Origin of the sequence: Yersinia proxima, assembly GCF_902170785.1 — a bacterium.
Lineage (GTDB): Bacteria > Pseudomonadota > Gammaproteobacteria > Enterobacterales > Enterobacteriaceae > Yersinia > Yersinia proxima.
Genome location: NZ_CABHYG010000014.1, coordinates 167,703 through 189,555 on the forward strand (window position 1 = coordinate 167,703; position 21,853 = coordinate 189,555).

The window sequence follows — 21,853 nt, forward strand, 5'->3', positions numbered from 1 at the left end:
AATGAGCGAAATAGATAACTTAAGAAATTCAGTTACTGCATATTGTGGGAAAATTGGAACAGATCCGTTACTTATTCAAGGTGCTGGCGGAAATGTGTCTTGGAAAGATAATGATACTCTGTGGATAAAAGCCTCAGGAACTTGGTTAGCAGAAGCTCCTGAAAAAGATATCTTTGTACCAGTTGATTTATTACATATGCAAGCAGCACTCAATCAGGGAGATTTTTCCGCATCCCCAATAGTATGTGGAAAAAGTAAACTTAGGCCATCTATTGAAACTCAGTTGCATGCTTTAATGCCCCATAAAGTGGTCGTTCATGTCCATTCTGTCATTGTGCTAGCTCATTTGGTTTGTAATGGTTGGTACGAGGATTTCCAAGCATTACTAGGTGATGCTATTCCATGGGCAGCCGTTGGTTATAAAAAACCTGGTGCGGAGTTAGCTGAGGCTGTTTCTTCTGCATTGGAAATGACAAAGGATGCCAAAGTTGTGTTTCTTCAAAATCATGGTGTAGTTATTGGCGGCTATGATATTGCAGATATTGAACTTACATTAAATATAATAATTCAGTCATTACTTTCATCATTAAAACCTCAGCCTGAACACCTTGTTGAAATTAAATCAATACCAGCAGTTAATGATTCGTCATATACTCCAATATATGATGCCAATATACATGAATTAGTTATAAATCCTGATCTTTTCTCTCATCTTAACCCTTGTTGGGCCTTATATCCAGATCATGTTGTTTTCTTGGGGGCTGGCCCAAGTACATTTGAGAGTACTGAGGAGTTTCATGAGTATTTGTCAGTAAACAAAGTACAACCAGAGCTTGTTTTTATAAAGAATACAGGCGTATACGTTAAAGATAGTTTTAATAAGGCTAAATTAGCCCAATTGCGTTGCTATTACGATGTTATTAGTAGAGTTAATGAATTGAGCAAGGTCAATGTATTAACTCGGTTGCAAATTGGCGAGTTATTAAACTGGGATGCGGAAAAATACCGTATGCACATTGCAAATTAAATGGTGTTAGAATTATCATGGAATTTATCAAAAAAAACAAGATTAAAATATTTATTATTTTTGTTTTTCTAGTATATACCTTATTTTCATTTGGTATTTACCAAGCTCGTACTTTAAATGGCAATATAAATAATCATATATTAGCTGGAGAAATGTTTGGCGTTCCGACCGCTCTTAAAGATAAAGGGTTATCCGCCTTATATACTGGCCCCAAAGGAACCGGATGGGATGGTCAATTTTATTATTATATGTCAAATGATGTGTTGGCATTAAAAGATACACCTAATCATATTGATTCTCCCTCTTATCGATATCAACGTGTTGGTTTATCGTTATATGCAGCAGTTGTCGCTAAAGCTCTAGGTATGGATTGGGTTTCGCCAAGCGTTTATTTTTTGAGTTATTTATTTCTACTTTCAGCTGCGACCTGGGCAGGAGCTAATCTTTTTTCTAAGTTAGGAATTTCTCCTTTATTTATATTACTTTGGTCCCTTAGCGTTGGCACACAGGTTACACTCTTTAATGCTTTACCTGATGCAGCTGCGGATGCTTTTTTAATCCTGGCATTATCGGCAGTTTTATCTAAAAAATATATTCTTTCAGTTATTCCTTTCGCTTTTTCGGCCCTTTCTCGGGAGGTGTACGTTTTATTTCCTTCCTTCATTCTTTTATTTATTTTAATCGAATCTGTGTTATTTAAACATGGAAATTTATATGTAAACTTAAAAAACATACGTAGTAAAATATTTAAATACAATTCTTATTATTTTCTTTTGGTTCCTGGCGTTGTGGCTGTTTGTTGGCATTTTTATGTTGTGCAGCATTTTGGTATCGCTCCATCTCAGCAAGCTATAAATATACTTGGTTATCCATTCGTTGCATGGGAAAAATATTTTTCATCAGGGCTTAATGGTAACCATATATTGGTTGGAGCTAACTGGACCGCTTATGCTGAAGCAATGACATTGTTTTTATTTTTGGTTACATTGATTCTCGCAACTTGCATATCTCTTTCTATTCTTTTTAAGAAGAACTCATTAATCACACCTGAAGTTAGAGGGATTGCGTTAACCTTAATATCTTTCTCAGTTTTATATGCATGCTTTGGCTCAACCGTTATCGCTCACTACACTGGGTATTTCAAAGCTGTTGCATTATTTTTCTTCTTAATTCCACTATTGCTTTCTTTTGTTAATTTCAAAAAGATGGTTAATAATTTCATTTATACTTTATTATTACTATCTGTCTTATTAACTACAATTTATCATTTGAAAGTTAGAATTCTTGCATATCCTGTTAATTTTGATAAATACACTAAAATGTCAACGGTAACTAATGTTGAAACAATTGGTTGCTTTAATGATTTTAATGCAAAAATTAAAGTTAATAATGTGAGCCTTTTCCATGAGGATATAATGAGCCGAATATTTGGCATGGATGATATAATCATTGTTGATGTTGAATTAATTAATAATAGCCCTAATCCCTTTGTTAGTACTAAGGGGAGAGGGAGCGTGTTTATGAGTTATCACTGGGTTAATCAAGAAGGTAAGGTTGTAGCCGATGGCATTAGAACAGCATTATCTAAACCTATTTTACCAGGTGCTTCTGAAAAGATGAGTATTGTATCCCGACTTCCAAAGCACACTGAGAATCTGTCTCTTCGACTGAGTCCTGTTCAAGAAGGATGTGCTTGGTTTTACATGCGAAACCCTGATGTTAGCCAAAACATAAGTATTAATGTTAAAGAAAAACTTTAACTCATATAAAAGAGTATTTTAAATTTGCAGCACGGAAGTATTATTTCGATCAAATAAGCAATATTATCATAACCAGATGGTGATAAAGTGACCTTAATGATGAAAATTATATATCTACGGAGTAACTGCCCATGCCAGCTCTAGCTATTAAGCGGTGGATTAAACGGATTGTACTGGTCTTGGTGGTTATATCTGTAACCATTCTGGCGATAAGAATTTATGACACACAACGTGGCCCGAAACTGGAACTTTGGCATACGTTTGTCCCTCATGATATGCGTGCTGCTGAAATTGATAAAGCCAGTTGGGCGGATTACATAAAAGCAGAGAACAATGTTTTCGATGAAGTTCGCACCAATGTTACCGAGAAACTGGAGCCACGGACTCAGGTTCCTTTAAATCGCTATTATTCTGGTAGTTCGATTTATCCCCCTCATTTTAAAAATGACTGGAACCGCTCTTATGTTTTACAACCCGATGGCAAGCCGAAAGGTGCCGTCGTATTACTGCATGGCCTGACGGATACCCCTTATAGTTTGCGTCATATTGCAGAGAATTATCGCCAGCGTGGCTATGTTGCCATTGGCATTCGTTTACCTGCTCATGGCACTGTACCGGGTGCCTTGACCGATGTTGAATGGCAGGACTGGCTAGCAGCAACTCGCCTGGCTGTACGTGAAGCCAAGGCTCTGAGTGGCCCTGATTTACCGTTGCATGTCGTTGGTTTCTCTAACGGCGGGGCATTGGCAATGAAATATACGTTGGATTCTCTGGATGATCCGAAACTGGCAAAACCTGAGCGCGTTATTCTGATATCGCCAATGATCGGAGTAACTAGTTTTGCCCGTTTTGCCGGCATAGCTGGTTGGCCTGCTATCTTCCCTGCTTTTGCCAAAGCCGCCTGGCTGGGGATCGTGCCAGAGTTTAACCCATTCAAATACAACTCATTCCCGGTTAATGCTGCTCGCCAGTCTTATTTACTGACGTCAGTGCTGCAGCAGCAAATCGCGCGTGATGCCAGAAATAATAAGATGGCGGAATTACCGCCAATTTTGACCTTCCAGTCATTAATGGATTCGACTGTTAGCACCCGTGCAGTCGTTACCGCACTCTATAATCACTTACCGAAGAATGGCAGTGAAGTGGTTCTGTTCGACTTAAACCGAGCGGCCAGTTTTGGCCCGTTACTCAGAACATCTTCTTATACTGCTTTGGCTCGCTTATTACCGCCACCACCGCGTAATTATAGTGTTACGATCATCAGCAACGTTTCGCCGCAAAGTAATGAAACTGTGGCGTTGACGACACTGGCGGGCCAAACCAACGAGACTTCTGTCCCAACCGGGCTGACTTATCCGCCGGATATTTTCTCGTTGTCCCATGTGGCATTGCCATTCCCAATGAGTGACTCACTGTATGGCCGCTACCCAGAGCCGCGTGACCAATACGGTATCAGCCTGGGGACGTTCGCCGCACGTGGTGAGCGAGCTGTTCTGGTGGTTGGGCTGGATTCATTGATGCGAATCTCATCGAACCCGTTCTATCCGTATATGTTGCAGCGTATTGACGACAAAATCGACGCTCCGGCTAAATGATCTTGTTTTTCTAAATGATAGAACTACTAAAGCCCCCGATTGGGGGCTTTTTCATAATGGGTGCCATACTTTCAAATCGTACATGCTCCTCATATTTATTGACCCTGAAAGGAAAGCACTATGTCTATCGAAAAAGTGGTATATCGTGCCAAAGCTAAAGCAACGGGTGGCCGTGACGGTCGGGCAACCTCCTCGGATGGCGTATTGGATGTAAAATTGGGTGTCCCTAAAGAGATGGGCGGCGCAGGTGGGGCCGTGACAAACCCAGAGCAATTGTTTGCAGCGGGTTATTCTGCCTGTTTCCTCGGGGCACTGAAATTTGTGGCATCAAAAGAAAAGGTGAAAATACCTGATGACGCCAGTATCGAAGGTACAGTCGGGATTGGTGCTATTCCAACGGGATTTGGCATTGAGGTTCAACTGGATATTAGTTTGCCGGGTATTGAGCGCAGTGTGGCAGAGGATTTAGTGAAAAAGGCTCATGTTGTCTGTCCATACTCTAATGCGACTCGCGGCAATATTGATGTCACTTTGAATATCAAATAATTTAATACCCGCACACAAAGCCCATAAAAATTATTTTGTGGGCATATACTCCCCACCAGAATATTTGCCTAATAAATAAACTTACATATCCTTGCCGGACTATGCGTTAACTCGCGGACTGAATAGCCATATCTGGTTAAGATAATTCTTGTAATTGAAATCAATAGCGTGCTTATTGGCTATACACTGAACCTGAGGAGGGGTTCACTGTCTGATTGATTCAAGCCGCAAATAGTGTCTTTGGAGACCTTGCGTTATATGGACAGAGTTAGATCTTTATCGCAGCAAAGTATTTCTTTGTTATTGGCTGTTTATATTGGTATTTTCCTGAATATCTCTGTCTTTTATCGTCGTTTTGACACCTTTAGCCAAGGCATTCAAGGTATAAAACTGGTGTCTGCTATCATCGAAGTGATGGCGATTATTCTGTTTACCTTTTTTGTTATGCGTGTCATCTCCCTCGGTGGGCGATGGTTTTATCGGGTAGTCGCAACCCTTCTGGTGTTAATTTCTGTTGCCGCCAGCTATTACATGACTTTTTTCAATGTTGTCATTGGTTACGGCATCGTCATATCCGTTTTGACTACGGATACTGATTTGTCTAAAGAAGTTATTGGGCTTCATTTTATCATTTGGATGGTGGTCGTCAGCGCACTGCCTCTACTGCTTATCTGGAAAAATACCTTACGGTTAACCCTGCTTGAGCAATTTCGGACGCCGGGTCAGCGTATTAAACCAATTTTATTGATGGCAGTTGCGGTCGCACTGGTTTGGTTACCTATTCGTTATCTGGATAAAGTGCAGCATGCAGATGAACAACTGAAAACCGTGGATTTACCCAGCTATGGCGGGGTAGTTGCTCACTCATATTTACCCTCTAACTGGTTGGCTGCATTGGGTTTATACGCTTACACGCAATACGATGAAAAGTATGATGCGGCAACGCTGTATGATCCTGCTGAGCACCATACCTATGTCGCGCCAGCGGGTATTGATGATACCTATGTTGTGTTTATTATTGGTGAAACAACGCGTTGGGACCATATGGGGCTGCTAGGATATTCACGCGATACCACTCCGCGCCTGAGTAAAGAGAAGAATTTAGTCGCTTTCCGTGGCACTTCCTGTGATACCTCCACCAAGCTGTCACTGCGCTGCATGTTTGTGCGTGAAGGGGGGGCAGAAGATAACCCACAGCGTACTCTGAAAGAGCAAAATGTGTTCGCGGTAATGAAATCCCTGGGCTTCACTTCTGAATTGTTTGCCATGCAGAGTGAGATGTGGTTCTACAATAACGCAAATGTTGATAATTATTCGTTCCGGGAATTGATTGCTTCTGAGAAACGTAACGATGATAAACCAGTAGATGACATGCTGCTGGTTGATGAATTGAAAGAGTCACTCGGGCGTTATCCGGTTGGTAAACATTTAGTGATACTACATACCAAAGGTTCACATTATCTTTATTCTCAGCGCTACCCCCGCAGTTATGCCCGTTATCAGCCAGAATGTATGGGTGTGGATGATTTTTGCAGTAAACAGCAACTAATAAATGCTTTTGATAACAGCGTGCTATACACAGATTCGTTTATTGCCAATGTCATTGATCAAATGCGTGATAAGAAGGCGCTAGTGTTCTATGCCGCCGATCATGGTGAATCTATTGACGATAATTCCCACTTCCACGGCACACCACGTGAAATGGCCCCGCCTGAGCAATTCCGTGTACCTTTGATGGTCTGGGCATCTGATAAATTTTTGGCCCAACCGGAGCACCTTACTGCTTTTGAGCAACTACAGGCGGAACAGCGTATTGGCAAAAGTCACCGTCAGGTTGAACTGTTTGACTCCATTCTGGGCTGTTTAGGTTATACCTCGCCCGATGGGGGGATAAATGCAGAGAATAACTGGTGTCAGGCACCAAGACGGGCTTCTCAGCCTGCAATATAATCAATTAGCGCAAGTAAAATCTGATACGGCATGATTTTTGATGCCAATCTCATTGTCACTTTAAGGTTGCGGTATACTCCCGTCCCGAACCCCCTGCTGGCTGGAGTCTTCTATGGCTTACCGTGTTGCCTTTATTGATGATCATGACATAGTGCGCTCAGGTTTTGCCCAGCTGCTTGCTCTGGAAGACGACATTCAGGTGGTAGGGGAGTTTAGTTCAGCGAAACAGGCCCGCGCTGGATTGCCGGGCTTGCAGGCAAATATCTGTATTTGTGATATCTCTATGCCCGATGAAAGTGGCCTGGATCTTTTGAAAGACCTTCCTTCAGGTATGGGCGTTATTATGCTTTCGATGCATGACAGCCCAGCATTAGTCGAGATGGCGCTGGAGCGTGGTGCGCGGGGATTTCTTTCCAAACGTTGTAAACCTGAAGACTTAATTAATGCAGTGCGCACAGTGGGCAGTGGCGGGGTGTATTTGATGCCAGAAATTGCTCAGAAATTGGCTCGCGTTGCTATTGATCCTTTAACCCGCCGCGAGCGGGAAGTTGCTGTGTTGCTGGCGCAAGGGATGGAAGTACGTGATATAGCGGAATCACTTGGCCTGTCGCCAAAAACAGTCCATGTTCATCGCGCTAATTTATTCTCCAAACTGGGTGTCAGTAATAATGTTGAGTTAGCCAAGCAGGTATTGAATCTATGATGCAACGCTTGATGATGTTGCTGGCGTTGTTCTTTATTTATTTCACCGCGGCTTTCTGTTTATGGGCTATCGGGATCCAATTTGTTGACCGTCCTTTGCAAGCACTTCTGCTATTTCCTTTTGGTTTACGGATAGGGATTTTATTACAAAGCCCACGCCAGTACTGGCCGGGTATATTGATGGGTGATGCCGTATTAACGTGGCTACTTGCCGATCAATTTGACACCTTACACCTGCTAGGTGTAGCTATTTTCATTGTGTTGGCGACCACTGTTGTTGCTGTTTTTGCCTCACCTTGGCTAGCGCGCCATCAGAAAGATGGGAGTGAATGGCAATGGCCACTGATGCAAGGCACGGTTATTCTGACGGCAGCAGCAATACAGGCTCTGGGATGGCAAATTGCTCTGGGGAATGGAGCTATGGCGCTATTATTGGGGCTGGTTGGCGGCTTTACCATCGCGCCTACTTGTATGTTGCTATGGCATTATTTGGCTCGCCAAATCTGGTTGCCGCTAGAACCCGGATTAATACATAAACCAATTAATTTGCGCCTGCGTCATATCCTGTGGTTTCTGTTGTTGTTTGCCTTAAGTATCTGGTTGCAATATTACGTCTCCGAGATGGATTTATATTTGTTCGCTCCCTTCTGTTTGGCTATTCCCATTGTATTTATGGCTTACCGCTATGGTTGGCAAGGGGCAGTTGTAGCCACTTTGCTTAATGGTGTCGTGATGGTGATCAATTCGCCAGCAGAACTGGATTCCCATCGTGATTTATTATTGTCATTACTGATGCAAAGTTTGATTGGCTTATTACTCGGGGCCGGAATTCAGCGCCAGCGCGAATTAAACACTCAATTACAATTACGACTGAATGAAAATCGCGAATTAGCTAAAGCCTTAGTGGTAGCAGAAGAACAAGCCCGCCGAAATGTGGCGCGCGAGTTGCATGATGAGGTTGGGCAGACAGTAACGGTTATCCGTACTCAGGCCAGCATCATCAAGCGGTTATCTACCCAGGTGGCGGTACTGACCAGTGCCGGGATGATAGAGACACTAGCATTGCGGGTTTATGATGGTGTCCATGATGTTTTAGCCAAATTATGGCCTGCGGCGTTAAATAACTTACCACTATCGGCGGCCATTGCGGCATTAATGCGTGAGCTTATTCCACAAGATCAATCCGTTATGGGTGTCTTGCATTGGCAAGTCGATGATAGTCCTATGGATGAGACCCTGAAAATCACTCTATATCGGATTTGTCAGGAGGGGATCACCAATGCATATCGGCATGGGGCTGCCAGCCGTATTGAGATTAATGCGCGACAGGATAAACACCAGATAATGCTGACGATTCATGATAATGGGAAAGGTGTTGATTTGGCGGCACTAACTCCAGGTTACGGGTTAAGAGGTATGCAGTCGCGAGTCAGTGCTTTAGGTGGGAGTTTTACTTTGAGTGTTGATAATGGCACCTGTTTAAGTGTGATCCTGCCCACATTTTCTTTGCCCGCTAATGAAACCTAGGAAATATTCTCGGTTTTTGCAGGTGTTTTTCTCATTGGTTTGGTGCGCACGAGGAACATGATGACCCTACTTGATAAATTTTCTGAGGTTCACATGTGGTTTTTCCTCAAAAGTCGCGATAACGTGCCACCAGTGACGGAACAAGCGCAAATCGATTCGTCTTATAAATATTGGCGAATTCAGTTGATGTGGACGATGTATATCGGCTACGCCGCTTTCTATTTCACCCGCAAAAGTTTTAACTTCATCATGCCAGCCATGCTCAGCGACTTGGGTTTGACGATGTCAGATGTAGGCATTTTGGGTACGCTATTTTATATCACCTATGGCTGTTCTAAATTTATTTCGGGCATGATCAGCGACCGTTCAAATCCACGTTATTTTATGGGGATTGGTTTGGTTATGACCGGGATTATTAATATCTTATTTGGTATGAGTTCGTCGCTGTTAGTTTTCGGCGCTTTGTGGATACTGAATGCTTTCTTCCAGGGTTGGGGCTGGCCGCCATGCTCTAAGATTTTAACCAGTTGGTATTCCCGTTCAGAGCGTGGTGGCTGGTGGGCCATTTGGAATACGTCGCATAACTTTGGCGGTGCATTAATTCCTTTGTTGGTGGGTTTTATTTCTCTGCACTTTAGCTGGCGCTACGGCATGATTATTCCCGGAATTATCGGAGTAGTGATTGGTCTACTGATGTGCTGGCGGTTACGTGATAAGCCAAGCACCATGGGGCTGCCAAGTGTGGGTAAGTGGCGCAATGATGCCATGGAGCTGGTACAAGAATCTGAAGGCCAGGGTTTATCCAATAAAGAGATTGTGAAACGCTATGTATTAACCAATAAATATATTTGGTTGCTGGCAGTTTCTTATGTGCTGGTTTATATCGTTCGTACTGCGATAAATGACTGGGGTAACCTCTATTTGACGCAAGAGAAAGGTTATTCATTAATGACGGCCAATTCGGCAATTTCATTATTTGAGGTGGGTGGGTTTATTGGTTCGCTGGTTGCGGGTTGGGGGTCTGATAAGTGGTTTCGTGGTAACCGTGGGCCAATGAATCTGATATTCGCTATTGGTATTTTCCTTTCTGTCGCGTCATTGTGGATTATGCCTGGGATCAGCTACGTCTTACAGGCAGGGTGCTTCTTTGCTATCGGCTTCTTTATTTTTGGCCCTCAGATGCTGATTGGTATGGCTGCCGCAGAATGTTCACATAAAGATGCTGCGGGTGCTGCCACGGGTTTTGTTGGGTTATTCGCATACTTAGGTGCTGCTCTATCAGGTTACCCTATTGCTCGCATTATGGAGATTTGGCACTGGAATGGTTTCTTTGTGGTTATTTCCATTGCTGCTTGCTTATCTGCTTTCTTCTTACTGCCATTTTTACGGGCGCAATCACCACAGTTGAAACAAGCTGAAGTTTGATTTTTATTCAACTGATTCAGTTTTAACCGCTGGTGATGCTTTTAACAACAGTCACCAGCGGGTTGCTAAAAAGTGATTGACGGCCAAAAGTCGTAGCAGTAAGATGCGGCCCAATTCGGCGAGTAGCGCAGCTTGGTAGCGCAACTGGTTTGGGACCAGTGGGTCGGAGGTTCGAATCCTCTCTCGCCGACCAAATTTGAGAACCCTGACAGCAATGTCAGGGTTTTTTTTCATTTTTATCTTTGCATATTAAATATTCATACATTAATAACTGACTTCGATATATCTTTTTATAATATGTCAGATATATTTTATCATATTGACTTCCTCTTATTTAAAGCCGCTAATTGATATCGGTTTTAACCACTAGTGTACATAATATAATAACCATGTTAACAATGTGCTAAGAGGAATAATATGAACTCTATTAATTATGATACCAAAAGAGATTTATCCTTGTTATCACTCTCTATAATATTTTCGCTATGCAGTATTTCTTTATCCCATGCGGCGAATATTATTGTTGATGAAACCGCAGATAAAAAACAACAGGCGGATATAAGATCGAATGTATTATCTTTTGTTCCATGCCGATCTGCCTTAGGGTGTGGTGAAAAGACGACAGTAAATATCCAATCACCAGATAAAAATGGCCTGTCTCATAATAAATATACTAAGTTTGATATGCCTAATTTTAAGGATATTGTCATCCTAAATAATGAATTATCTGAGAAAATAGATGGTAATCCAAATTTGGTCAATTCAGCTGCAAAGATTATTTTAAATGAAGTAAGATCTTCACAAGCAAGTCGTTTAGCTGGGGAAATACAACTCACTGGTCAGGATGCCCATGTTATTATCGCCAACCCATCGGGTATTGATTGTAATGGCTGCTCATTTACCGATATGTCACACCTGACTCTGACCACGGGGGTGCCTTACTTCAATCGCCATAATAAGCTACAAGGTTTCAAGGTATTAGAGGGGAACATTCATGTTAATAATGGTGTAGTTGGAGAGCCAGGATTAAGCTATCAAGGTAAAAATAAAAATTCAGCTCATTTGGGATTATTCTCTAACACCTTAAAGGTTAATGGGGATATTACATCTGATGATGTCTTTATTATTACCGGAAAAAATAAAATAAAGCTGGCATTTGCTGGGAAAAAAATGGGAGTGACGTCGTTAATTTCTTATTTCAGTACTCCTGATTATTTAAAAAGTGTTAATGTTAGTGATATAGGAGGGATATATGCGAACAAAATACGTATTATCTCAGAAGGTAATATTAAAAACTCTAATGAGATTAAGTCAAAAGGATTAATCCAGATGATATCAAGAGGAGATATTAAAAATAAATCGAATGGACAGATGACGGGTAAATCGGTGCAATTATATTTGATTAATAACAAGATGGAAGTACTGCCATATAGTAAAAGGATTAAAAAAAATATTGCTAGCTATATTGAAAATGGGGATGGCAGTGTTTCCTTTATCGGTAAAATAAAACAGTCATAAATATAATATCATCGTTTAAATTAAATAAAGATAGATTTTTTAATGTTAATTAATCAATTAGCCACGTTTTAAATTTTGTTATTCTGATAGTGGCAATCTATTCATGACAATAATTTAAATGGAGTTTATTACATGGGATTGGAATTAATAAATTAGGGAGCCGAGATGTTTTATAAAAAAATAGGGAGAATGGCCATATTACTATCTTTTTTTATTTTCATATCGGCTACCCCATTTATTGTTTATGCGAAGGTTAATCCGTCTACGACCCCAACAGACATTGGATCTTCAGATGATTCGTCATGTTTGGTCATTAAGCGCATCATACTGATAAATATTGATATATTTCCTAATGCAAGGCACTTGTTGCAATGGGCAAATCAAGCTCAAGGGCATTGTTTAGATGATAAAGGGCTATCGTCATTACGCAATACACTCCAGTGGCAATTGGTTGCTGATGGTTATATTACTTCACATGCGATTTTTACTGAAGACAGCTATGTAGACGGTACTTTATATCTGACCTTAATTCCTGGTCGTGTGAGTGGCATTGAGCATCATGACGATAGCCATAGCTATGCTCAGTTAAGCTCAGTTTTCCCCAGTCAGCGGGGCGATTTGGTTAATTTACGGAATCTTGAACAAGGGTTAGAAAATTTACAGCGTTTACCCTCGGTGAATGCCACGATGGATGTGGTGTTAAATCCTGAAGATTTAAGCAGTCAGATTATTGTTAGGCGTCAGCAATCGCGTTTTTGGCGAATGAATGCTTTTCTCGATAATGCGGGACACTATGGCGTTGGTCGTTATCGTGGTGGCGTCACGTTATTTCTTGATAATCCATTATCGCTAAGTGAGTTAGCTTATTTCTCGGCCAACAGGGAGTTGGATAATCATCACGACAAAGGTAACAGCAATTTTACTCTGCATTACTCAATCCCTTTCGGGCATTGGTTATTGAGTATGACGGCTAGCCAAGGGGCCTATTACCAATCTTTGTTGGTGGCCAGTACAGCGTATAAATACCACACGTACTGGCGGTCACTGGATATGCATATTCAGCGGTTATTGATGCGAGGTTATAACTATAAAACAGTGGGCTATACTGGGGCGTTAATTCGCAAGTCCAACCGCTTTTTTGCCGATATAGAATTGGAAATCCAGCGGTCGGATACTGTTGACTGGCAACTCGGGTTACAACATCTTCACTATACTCGCTGGGCAACCATTAGTGGCGGGATTAATTATCAGCAAGGAACCCAATGGTTTGGCGCGCGCCCGCCACCGGGTAGGGATTCATTGCCTGCGACCAGATTAATTAATTTGACTGCTTCGCTGAATATTCCTTTTATGCTGGGTGAAGAGCATTTTCAACATCAATCGACATTTAGCCAGCAATACACAGGATCGGCAGTTACTGTGCAGGATAAATTTTCTATTGGTGGGCGGCATTCAGTACGCGGGTTTGATACCGACAATGTACTTGCGGGACCACAGGGTTGGTTTTTAAAAAATGACATTGCCTGGATAAATCAGCGATTCGCCAATCAACTCTATGTGGGCCTGGATTATGGTGAAGTAAGTGACAAGGGGGGACAATTTTTACTGGGGGATCGTCTGGTTGGTGCTGTGATAGGTGTTCGGGGATATTATCGACAGTTGGGTTATGACTTCAATATCAGCACTCCGCTTGATAAGCCAGCCCATCTTAATACTGATCCACTTGTCATAGGTTTTATGCTCAATTGGCAATATTAGCTAATGGAACAAGGTGGTTAAGATAAATATGGAAAAAATATTTCTTTCTTTTCTGATCAGTACTTTTATTTTTATGACTCCTTTTTTATTTGCTAAAGTGACTGTTGATGCTAATGCCCCTAAACATCAACAACCAGGTATTAATAAATATATTGAAGAAAGGAAAACCTGCAAGGCGCAAGATGTTTATTGTCAAGGTGCAGTGTTTACCACTATTAATATCACTACGCCAACAGACCAAGGAGTATCATATAATAAATATGAAGAGTTTAATTTATTATTCGGACGTGGACATAATAAGATTTTTTTTAACAATCTTAAAGTTGATGGCCCGGGTTTTGTCGGCAATCCCAATTTGATTGAGAAATCGGCAAAGATTATTTTAAATGAAGTTACATCAAATAAAAGAACGGAGTTATATGGAAGTTTAGCTGTTATTGGAGCGACTGCTCATGTGATTATTGCTAATCCGTTTGGGATTCGCTGCAATAATTGTCAATTTAATAATACCAACCATGTCACGCTAACTACCGGTACTCCTGTGTTTAGTCGAGCTGGGAATTTAATGGGTTATCATGTGGCGCAAGGCAATATCAGCATTGATAGGAATGGCCTGAGGCACAATGATAATTTTGATAATTATTTGGATTTATTTTCAGCCTCACTAACAATAGACGGTGAAATAAGAAGTGGAGATATCGCTATTGCGACAGGAAAACTTAATATCAATCACGCCCCAATTGGAAAGCTGTTAAATATCAAACCAATATATGACTACATTGATGAGTACAAAACTAATCTTGTGGTTGATGTCACTCAACTTGGCGGTATGTATGCTAATAAGATATTTATTTTTGCAAAAAGTGGTGGCATCAAAAATAAAGGAGTTATTGATGCCAGAGAGATAGCTAATCTTATATCAACCTCTTTTATTAATAATGCTAACGGACGAATATCTGCCCCGAAAATAAAAATAAGAAGTGGTGGTAATATAGATAATACCAGAGGGCGAATAAAAAGTGATCGACAAGGGTTAGATTTTAAAGTGGATGAAAAATTTGGCATTAGGATCTCTGGGCATAATGTTAACAATAAAACAGGGAGTATTTATGCTAACAGTGGTCTAACATCGATTACCGCTGACTACACAATTAATAATACACAAGGTATGATCAAGTCGAATGCAAGTGACGGATCTGCTGATATAAAGCTCAAAGCAAAATTAGTCGATAATGATTATGGAAATATCATTACTTCTCAAGATATCCAGATTGATACTAATGAATTAAGCAATAATAAAGGCAGGATCGTCAGTGCGTTTAGTGATATAGAGCTACGTTATAAAGCATTTCCAGGTGATGCTGGCGTGATCTATGGCGGCATCAATGTAACCCGAATCCTTAAGCCCTAAATGGACTCAGTCACCAGAACCTGCTTTATCCCGACTACATGGGCGCACTGATTTGGTGCACCTTTATGGTGCGTTCTATCTGAGAGCTATATCTGCTCTTGGTTAAGATAAATGACTGAGCCAATATTGTGCTTTTTTAACAGCACGCAAAATGTTTGAGATTCCGGCTGTATGTGACAAGGTTAACGTCACTTATCGGCTGTCGCGGCAGCATTTCCCTCTATTTTCTATCGATATTACAAAAAAATCTGAACAGATATACATCATTTAGCAACAAAGTTTTTTTGTTTGTCACTGGATGTTGCAACTGCTTTATTTAAATTAGCCAGTTAATACTTCTGGATTGTAACTGCTAGCATAATTTTTAATGCTGATAATGTTAACGAGAAGTTTTTTTTATGTTTGTATGCTGTTTCTCATTGTCTCGATAAATCCACTCAGACCGTATTGACGTTGCCACCAACTGTTGCCAAATTGGTAGCCTCAGGGGTAGTCATCGAGAGCAATTTGGGGGATTTTTTATACTCAACTTTGCCGTCGCGATAACATTTATCCGGCATCTCAATCCCCCATCCCTGCGATAAATTGGCCAAAACGGTACAGTCCACGGACGAAAAAATTATAGGGCTTGGCCGTACACACAACACACATCACCATAATGGAGCACAAGCGATGACGATTTCCTTGGGAAAAACAGGGATACTGAAATTCGGTATTGGGCTGATTGCACTGACCGTAGCGGCCAGTGTACAAGCGAAAACATTGGTATATTGTTCTGAGGGTTCTCCGGAAGGTTTCAACCCGCAGCTTTTCACCTCTGGCACGACTTATGATGCAAGTTCGGTTCCTATCTACAACCGTCTGGTTGAGTTCAAACTCGGTACTACTGAAATTGAACCCGGTCTGGCTGAGAAGTGGGAAGTGAGTGAAGATGGTAAGACTTACACTTTCCACCTGCGTAAAGGGGTGAAGTGGCAAGATAATAAAGACTTCAAACCGACCCGTGATTTCAATGCTGATGATGTGATTTATTCATTCATGCGTCAGAAAGATGATAAACATCCGTACCATAAAGTATCTGGCGGCAGCTATGAGTACTTCCAGGGTATGGGTATGGGTGATTTGATCACCAATATCGTTAAAGTTGACGACAACACGGTGCGCTTCGAACTGGCGCGTCCTGAATCTCCATTCCTGGCCGATCTGGCAATGGACTTTGCGTCAATACTGTCTGCCGAATATGCTGACAACATGCTGAAAGCCGGTACACCGGAAAAAGTCGATTTGAACCCTATCGGCACCGGCCCGTTCCAGTTGCAACAGTATCAAAAAGATTCCCGCATCCTGTACAAAGCATTTGATGGCTACTGGGGCACCAAACCGAAAATTGATCGTCTGGTCTTCTCTATTACCCCAGATGCATCTGTCCGTTACGCGAAATTGCAGAAAAATGAATGTCAGGTTATGCCTTACCCTAACCCGGCTGACATTGCTCGCATGAAAGAAGACAAAACCATCAACTTGATGGAACAACCGGGCCTGAACGTCGGTTACCTCTCTTTCAACGTTGAGAAAAAACCACTGGATAACGTCAAGGTTCGCCAGGCGCTGACCATGGCTGTTAACAAGCAAGCGATTATCGATGCGGTTTATCAAGGTGCTGGCCAGGCGGCCAAGAACCTGATCCCACCAACTATGTGGGGCTACAACGATGATGTGAAAGACTACGCTTACGATCCTGCTAAAGCGAAAGAGCTGTTGAAAGAAGCTGGCCTGCCAGATGGTTTCGCCATCGACCTGTGGGCAATGCCAGTTCAGCGTCCGTACAACCCAAATGCACGTCGTATGGCTGAAATGATCCAGTCTGACTGGGCGAAAGTGGGCGTGAAAGCCAAAATTGTGACTTACGAGTGGGGCGAATACCTCAAGCGTGCCAAAGACGGCGAACATGAAACTGTGATGATGGGTTGGACTGGGGACAATGGGGACCCGGATAACTTCTTCGCCACCTTGTTCAGCTGTGATGCGGCCAAACAAGGTTCTAACTACTCCAAGTGGTGCTATAAGCCGTTTGAAGACGTGATCCAGCCAGCGCGTGCTGAGTCTGACCATGACAAACGTGTCGCACTTTACAAACAAGCTCAGGTTGTGATGCATGATCAAGCGCCAGCGCTGATTGTGGCTCACTCAACCGTGTATGAGCCAGTGCGTAAAGAAGTGAAAGGTTATGTGGTTGATCCGTTGGGTAAACACCATTTCGAGAACGTGTCCCTGGATTAATTTTAACCTTGTAGACAACCGGTGAATGTGTGGCATACGCATATTCGCCGGTTTCTTATTTAGGTTAAGACAGATACAGATGTGAGCCATATAACCTCTCCCAATAAGTGTTATTGTCGCAGAAATTTTGGGCATGGACAGCGCGCAAGCACCGGAGCGTACATGCAGTACGTGACGGTGGTGAGCACTGCCCTAGGTCAAAATGGCAAGTAAAATAGCTTATTGGGGAGGTTTAATAAGCTGGGTTGCCCACGAGCGGCCCGGCATTCTACACAGAGAGTTCGGGATATGTTGCAGTTCATACTCCGACGTTTGGGGTTAGTTATCCCAACGTTTATCGGCATTACTTTGCTGACCTTTGCTTTTGTTCATATGATCCCGGGCGACCCGGTGACCATCATGGCTGGGGAACGCGGTATCTCCGCCGAGCGTCATGCTCAAATCATGGCGGAAATGGGGCTGGACAAGCCTCTCTATCAACAATACTTCCATTATGTGAATGGCGTATTACATGGCGATCTCGGCATTTCGCTGAAAAGCCGTATTGCTGTCTGGGAAGAGTTTGTGCCCCGCTTTAAAGCGACACTGGAGCTTGGGATCTGCGCGATGCTATTTGCTATCGCGGTGGGTATCCCCGTTGGTGTGTTGGCAGCAGTCAAACGCGGTTCAATATTCGATCATACTGCCGTTGGGATCTCTCTGACTGGCTACTCGATGCCTATCTTCTGGTGGGGCATCATGCTGATCATGCTGGTTTCGGTGCAATGGAACTTAACCCCCGTCTCGGGGCGTGTCAGCGATACCGTATTCCTCGACGATAGTCTGCCGCTGACCGGTTTTATGCTGATTGACACCTTCATTTGGGGTGAACCGGGTGACTTTAAAGACGCTGTAATGCATATGATTTTGCCCGCGATTGTATTAGGCACCATTCCTCTCGCCGTTATCGTGCGTATGACCCGTTCCTCAATGCTGGAAGTGTTGGGCGAGGATTATATCCGTACCGCGCGCGCCAAAGGTTTGAGTCGGATGCGAGTGATTGTGGTCCATGCCTTGCGCAATGCCTTATTGCCGGTGGTGACCGTGATTGGTTTGCAGGTTGGCACCATGCTGGCGGGCGCGATTTTGACGGAAACCATCTTCTCCTGGCCGGGATTAGGGCGCTGGTTGATGGATGCTTTGCAACGCCGAGATTACCCGGTGGTACAGGGGGGGGTGTTGCTGGTCGCGATCATGATTATTTTAGTTAACTTGCTGGTAGATGTGCTCTATGGCGTAGTTAACCCGCGTATTCGTCACAAGAAATAAGGGGCGCAGAATGTCTCAACTTACTGAGTCTACAGTAAAAAGTGCGCCGAAACCGATGACTCCTTTGCAGGAGTTTTGGCACTATTTTAAGCGCAATAAAGGGGCTGTAATCGGCCTGTTTTACATCATTATCATGCTAATAATTGCTGCAGGCGCTACCTGGCTTGCCCCACATGGGCCGGCAGAGCAATTTCGCGATGCATTGCTAAAGCCCCCAGTTTGGGAAGCAGGCGGTAGCTGGAAATTTATTCTCGGTACTGATGATGTGGGCCGCGATGTCTTGTCCCGCCTGATGTACGGTGCTCGTCTCTCGCTGTTGGTTGGCTGCCTGGTGGTGGTGCTGTCACTGGTAATGGGCGTGGTTTTCGGTTTACTGGCCGGTTATTTCGGTGGGATTGTCGATGCCATCATCATGCGTGTGGTCGATATCATGCTGGCACTGCCAAGCCTGTTGCTGGCACTGGTGTTGGTGGCGGTATTCGGCCCTTCCATTGTCAATGCCTCGTTGGCGCTAACCTTTGTCGCCTTGCCGCACTACGTGCGATTGACGCGAGCTGCCGTGCTGGTTGAGGTAAATCGCGACTACGTCACGGCCTCAAGAGTGGCCGGTGCGGGTGCGATGCGCCAAATGTTTATCAATATTTTGCCAAACTGCCTCGCGCCGTTGATCGTGCAGGCTTCTCTCGGCTTCTCTAACGCCATTCTGGATATGGCGGCTCTCGGCTTCCTCGGCATGGGTGCACAACCGCCAACACCAGAATGGGGCACCATGCTCTCTGATGTGTTGCAGTTTGCCCAAAGCGCCTGGTGGGTCGTGACCTTCCCCGGTGTGGCGATTCTGCTGACGGTTCTGGCGTTTAACCTGATGGGGGACGGCCTGCGTGATGCTCTCGACCCCAAACTCAAGCAGTAACAGAGGTAGAGAGAGATGGCACTTTTAAATGTAGATAAACTGTCGGTGCATTTCGGTGACGAAGGTGCGCCGTTCAAAGCCGTAGACCGCATCAGTTACAGCATTGAGCAAGGTCAGGTGGTCGGAATTGTCGGTGAATCTGGCTCTGGTAAATCAGTCAGTTCATTGGCAATCATGGGGCTGATTGATTACCCCGGGAAAGTGATGGCCGATAAGCTGGAGTTTAATGGCCGCGATCTGACCAAGATTTCTGAAAAAGAGCGGCGTCAATTAGTGGGCGCGGAAGTGGCAATGATCTTCCAAGATCCGATGACCAGCCTTAACCCGTGCTATACCGTCGGTTTCCAGATAATGGAAGCGCTGAAGGTACATCAGGGCGGCAATCGTAAAACGCGTCATCAGCGGGCTGTGGATTTGCTGACATTGGTGGGTATTCCTGATCCGGCTTCACGTTTGGATGTGTATCCGCACCAGCTTTCCGGTGGGATGAGCCAGCGCGTGATGATTGCTATGGCCATTGCGTGTAAGCCAAAACTGCTGATCGCCGATGAGCCGACAACCGCGCTGGATGTGACCATTCAGGCGCAAATTATTGAGTTACTGCTGGAATTACAGCAGCGCGAAAATATGGCGCTGTTGCTGATTACGCATGACCTGGCACTGGTGGCTGAGGCGGCTCATCATATTATTGTGATGTACGCCGGTCAGGTGGTGGAAACCGGTAAATCGTCGGAAATCTTCCGTGCGCCACGCCATCCATACACTCAGGCGTTGTTGCGGGCGTTACCGGAGTTTGCACAGGATAAAGCGCGGTTGGCATCATTACCGGGTGTGGTTCCTGGTAAATATGACCGCCCTGAAGGTTGCCTGCTTAACCCGCGTTGTCCGTATGCCAATGATCGCTGTCGCCGTGAAGAACCTGAACTGTTGGGGCCAGCGGGGCGTCAGGTTAAATGCCATACACCGCTCGATGATGCGGGGAGGCCGACCATATGAGTCAACCTACTGATATGAAAAATGAATCACAGGCAACCAAGCCACTGTTACAAGCCATTGATTTAAAAAAATACTATCCGGTCAAAAAAGGGTTATTTGCGCCGGAACGCCTGGTTAAAGCGCTGGATGGTGTTTCATTCACTTTAGAGCGCGGCAAAACATTGGCGGTGGTTGGCGAATCGGGTTGTGGGAAATCCACTCTTGGCCGCTTACTGACCATGATAGAAATCCCAACTGGGGGTGAACTTTACTACCAGGGTCAGGATCTGCTCAAGCCAGATGAAAGTGCTGAGAAGCTGCGGCGGCAGAAAATCCAGATTGTGTTCCAGAACCCTTATGGTTCGTTGAACCCGCGTAAGAAAGTGGGGCAGATCCTGGAAGAACCGCTGCAAATCAATACCAAACTTAGCAGCAAAGAGCGCCGCGAAAAAACATTGGCGATGATGGCGAAAGTTGGCCTGAAAACTGAGCATTATGACCGTTATCCGCATATGTTCTCCGGCGGTCAGCGCCAGCGTATCGCCATTGCGCGCGGGTTGATGTTGAACCCGGATGTGGTGATTGCCGATGAACCGGTTTCTGCGCTGGATGTGTCGGTGCGGGCACAGGTATTGAACCTGATGATGGATTTACAACAAGAGCTGGGGCTGTCGTATGTCTTTATCTCCCATGACTTGTCAGTGGTTGAACATATTGCTGATGAAGTGATGGTGATGTATCTGGGCCGTTGTGTTGAAAAAGGCAGCAAAGAGGCCATTTTCAATAATCCGCGTCACCCTTATACGCAAGCATTGTTATCTGCTACGCCACGGTTGAATCCGGATATGCGCCGTGAGCGTATCAAGTTAACCGGTGAATTGCCGAGTCCAATGAGCCCACCGCCAGGTTGTGCATTTAATGCGCGTTGCCGCCGGGCATTTGGCACTTGTACTCAGTTACAGCCACAACTGAAGAAATATGGCGACCAAATGGTAGCTTGTTTTGCCGTCGATCAGGATGAAGCGGAAAAGGCCAGTTAACACTGAAATAAAGCCATATAGCCTCTATTAGAAACGCCGAATATTCGGCGTTTTTTATTTAACATAAATAGGGTGGCGGCTTATGGTGAATAAATATTAGTAAGTAAATTATTTATGT

The 21,853-nt window shown here is 43.8% G+C and carries 16 protein-coding genes and 1 tRNA gene; all 17 read left to right on the plus strand.

Annotated elements, in window-relative coordinates:
- Nucleotide 1 precedes the first annotated feature (1 nt).
- The 17 genes from FTB31_RS12515 (at nt 2) to dppF (ending at nt 21,735) form a co-directional block, all read left to right on the plus strand.
- Entirely contained in the window at nt 2-1,027 is a 1,026-nt protein-coding gene (locus FTB31_RS12515; RefSeq protein WP_050076628.1) for a class II aldolase/adducin family protein, read from the plus strand.
- Nucleotides 1,028-1,044: 17 nt separating this feature from the next.
- The gene (locus tag FTB31_RS12520; protein ID WP_077294963.1) at nt 1,045-2,787 is read left to right on the plus strand and encodes a hypothetical protein; all 1,743 of its coding nucleotides are present in this window, start codon (nt 1,045-1,047) and stop codon (nt 2,785-2,787) included.
- A 131-nt stretch (nt 2,788-2,918) separates the two neighbouring features.
- Nucleotides 2,919-4,382 carry an alpha/beta hydrolase gene (locus FTB31_RS12525; RefSeq protein ID WP_050076631.1) on the plus strand — a complete coding sequence of 488 codons (1,464 nt, stop codon included), beginning with the start codon at nt 2,919-2,921 and terminating at the stop codon, nt 4,380-4,382.
- A gap of 120 nt (nt 4,383-4,502) precedes the next feature.
- Nucleotides 4,503-4,928 carry an organic hydroperoxide resistance protein gene (locus FTB31_RS12530; RefSeq protein ID WP_004875517.1) on the plus strand — a complete coding sequence of 142 codons (426 nt, stop codon included), beginning with the start codon at nt 4,503-4,505 and terminating at the stop codon, nt 4,926-4,928.
- A gap of 258 nt (nt 4,929-5,186) precedes the next feature.
- Nucleotides 5,187-6,878, plus strand: coding sequence for a kdo(2)-lipid A phosphoethanolamine 7''-transferase (gene eptB, locus FTB31_RS12535; RefSeq protein ID WP_050076794.1), 1,692 nt, complete (start codon nt 5,187-5,189; stop codon nt 6,876-6,878).
- Between the two features lie 112 nt (nt 6,879-6,990).
- Nucleotides 6,991-7,581 carry a transcriptional regulator UhpA gene (uhpA, locus tag FTB31_RS12540; protein WP_050076634.1) on the plus strand — a complete coding sequence of 197 codons (591 nt, stop codon included), beginning with the start codon at nt 6,991-6,993 and terminating at the stop codon, nt 7,579-7,581.
- On the plus strand, nt 7,578-9,107 hold the full coding sequence (gene uhpB / locus FTB31_RS12545) for a signal transduction histidine-protein kinase/phosphatase UhpB (RefSeq protein ID WP_050076635.1): 1,530 nt from the start codon (nt 7,578-7,580) through the stop codon (nt 9,105-9,107). The genes uhpA and uhpB overlap by 4 nt, the downstream gene beginning before the upstream one ends.
- Before the next feature lie 93 nt (nt 9,108-9,200).
- The gene (gene uhpC, locus FTB31_RS12550) at nt 9,201-10,532 is read left to right on the plus strand and encodes an MFS transporter (RefSeq protein ID WP_050076795.1); all 1,332 of its coding nucleotides are present in this window, start codon (nt 9,201-9,203) and stop codon (nt 10,530-10,532) included.
- 116 nt (nt 10,533-10,648) lie between these two features.
- Nucleotides 10,649-10,725, plus strand: a tRNA-Pro gene (locus tag FTB31_RS12555).
- Between the two features lie 224 nt (nt 10,726-10,949).
- Complete coding sequence (locus tag FTB31_RS12560) at nt 10,950-12,050, plus strand: two-partner secretion domain-containing protein (protein WP_050076637.1); 1,101 nt, start codon at nt 10,950-10,952, stop codon at nt 12,048-12,050.
- A gap of 189 nt (nt 12,051-12,239) precedes the next feature.
- Entirely contained in the window at nt 12,240-13,808 is a 1,569-nt protein-coding gene (locus tag FTB31_RS12565) for a ShlB/FhaC/HecB family hemolysin secretion/activation protein (RefSeq protein ID WP_077175086.1), read from the plus strand.
- A 28-nt stretch (nt 13,809-13,836) separates the two neighbouring features.
- Complete coding sequence (locus tag FTB31_RS12570; protein ID WP_077175029.1) at nt 13,837-15,219, plus strand: two-partner secretion domain-containing protein; 1,383 nt, start codon at nt 13,837-13,839, stop codon at nt 15,217-15,219.
- A 672-nt stretch (nt 15,220-15,891) separates the two neighbouring features.
- A complete protein-coding gene (gene dppA / locus FTB31_RS12575) occupies nt 15,892-17,499 on the plus strand; it encodes a dipeptide ABC transporter periplasmic-binding protein DppA (protein ID WP_005174918.1) in 1,608 nt (535 codons plus the stop codon).
- A gap of 288 nt (nt 17,500-17,787) precedes the next feature.
- Nucleotides 17,788-18,807, plus strand: a complete 1,020-nt coding sequence (gene dppB / locus FTB31_RS12580; protein ID WP_032814686.1) for a dipeptide ABC transporter permease DppB — start codon at nt 17,788-17,790, stop codon at nt 18,805-18,807.
- Between the two features lie 10 nt (nt 18,808-18,817).
- Complete coding sequence (gene dppC / locus FTB31_RS12585) at nt 18,818-19,720, plus strand: dipeptide ABC transporter permease DppC (protein ID WP_019081649.1); 903 nt, start codon at nt 18,818-18,820, stop codon at nt 19,718-19,720.
- A gap of 15 nt (nt 19,721-19,735) precedes the next feature.
- Complete coding sequence (gene dppD, locus FTB31_RS12590) at nt 19,736-20,716, plus strand: dipeptide ABC transporter ATP-binding protein (protein ID WP_227731431.1); 981 nt, start codon at nt 19,736-19,738, stop codon at nt 20,714-20,716.
- A 14-nt stretch (nt 20,717-20,730) separates the two neighbouring features.
- On the plus strand, nt 20,731-21,735 hold the full coding sequence (gene dppF, locus FTB31_RS12595) for a dipeptide ABC transporter ATP-binding subunit DppF (protein ID WP_077175085.1): 1,005 nt from the start codon (nt 20,731-20,733) through the stop codon (nt 21,733-21,735).
- Nucleotides 21,736-21,853 lie beyond the last annotated feature (118 nt).

What these genes read in the sequence shown, in the direction of transcription:
- FTB31_RS12515 (WP_050076628.1), top strand. Translation starts at nt 2, where the DNA reads ATGAGCGAAATAGATAACTTAAGAAATTCAGTTACTGCATATTGTGGG.
- FTB31_RS12520 (WP_077294963.1), top strand. Translation starts at nt 1,045, where the DNA reads ATGGAATTTATCAAAAAAAACAAGATTAAAATATTTATTATTTTTGTT.
- FTB31_RS12525 (WP_050076631.1), top strand. Translation starts at nt 2,919, where the DNA reads ATGCCAGCTCTAGCTATTAAGCGGTGGATTAAACGGATTGTACTGGTC.
- FTB31_RS12530 (WP_004875517.1), top strand. Translation starts at nt 4,503, where the DNA reads ATGTCTATCGAAAAAGTGGTATATCGTGCCAAAGCTAAAGCAACGGGT.
- eptB (WP_050076794.1), top strand. Translation starts at nt 5,187, where the DNA reads ATGGACAGAGTTAGATCTTTATCGCAGCAAAGTATTTCTTTGTTATTG.
- uhpA (WP_050076634.1), top strand. Translation starts at nt 6,991, where the DNA reads ATGGCTTACCGTGTTGCCTTTATTGATGATCATGACATAGTGCGCTCA.
- uhpB (WP_050076635.1), top strand. Translation starts at nt 7,578, where the DNA reads ATGATGCAACGCTTGATGATGTTGCTGGCGTTGTTCTTTATTTATTTC.
- uhpC (WP_050076795.1), top strand. Translation starts at nt 9,201, where the DNA reads ATGTGGTTTTTCCTCAAAAGTCGCGATAACGTGCCACCAGTGACGGAA.
- FTB31_RS12560 (WP_050076637.1), top strand. Translation starts at nt 10,950, where the DNA reads ATGAACTCTATTAATTATGATACCAAAAGAGATTTATCCTTGTTATCA.
- FTB31_RS12565 (WP_077175086.1), top strand. Translation starts at nt 12,240, where the DNA reads ATGGCCATATTACTATCTTTTTTTATTTTCATATCGGCTACCCCATTT.
- FTB31_RS12570 (WP_077175029.1), top strand. Translation starts at nt 13,837, where the DNA reads ATGGAAAAAATATTTCTTTCTTTTCTGATCAGTACTTTTATTTTTATG.
- dppA (WP_005174918.1), top strand. Translation starts at nt 15,892, where the DNA reads ATGACGATTTCCTTGGGAAAAACAGGGATACTGAAATTCGGTATTGGG.
- dppB (WP_032814686.1), top strand. Translation starts at nt 17,788, where the DNA reads ATGTTGCAGTTCATACTCCGACGTTTGGGGTTAGTTATCCCAACGTTT.
- dppC (WP_019081649.1), top strand. Translation starts at nt 18,818, where the DNA reads ATGTCTCAACTTACTGAGTCTACAGTAAAAAGTGCGCCGAAACCGATG.
- dppD (WP_227731431.1), top strand. Translation starts at nt 19,736, where the DNA reads ATGGCACTTTTAAATGTAGATAAACTGTCGGTGCATTTCGGTGACGAA.
- dppF (WP_077175085.1), top strand. Translation starts at nt 20,731, where the DNA reads ATGAAAAATGAATCACAGGCAACCAAGCCACTGTTACAAGCCATTGAT.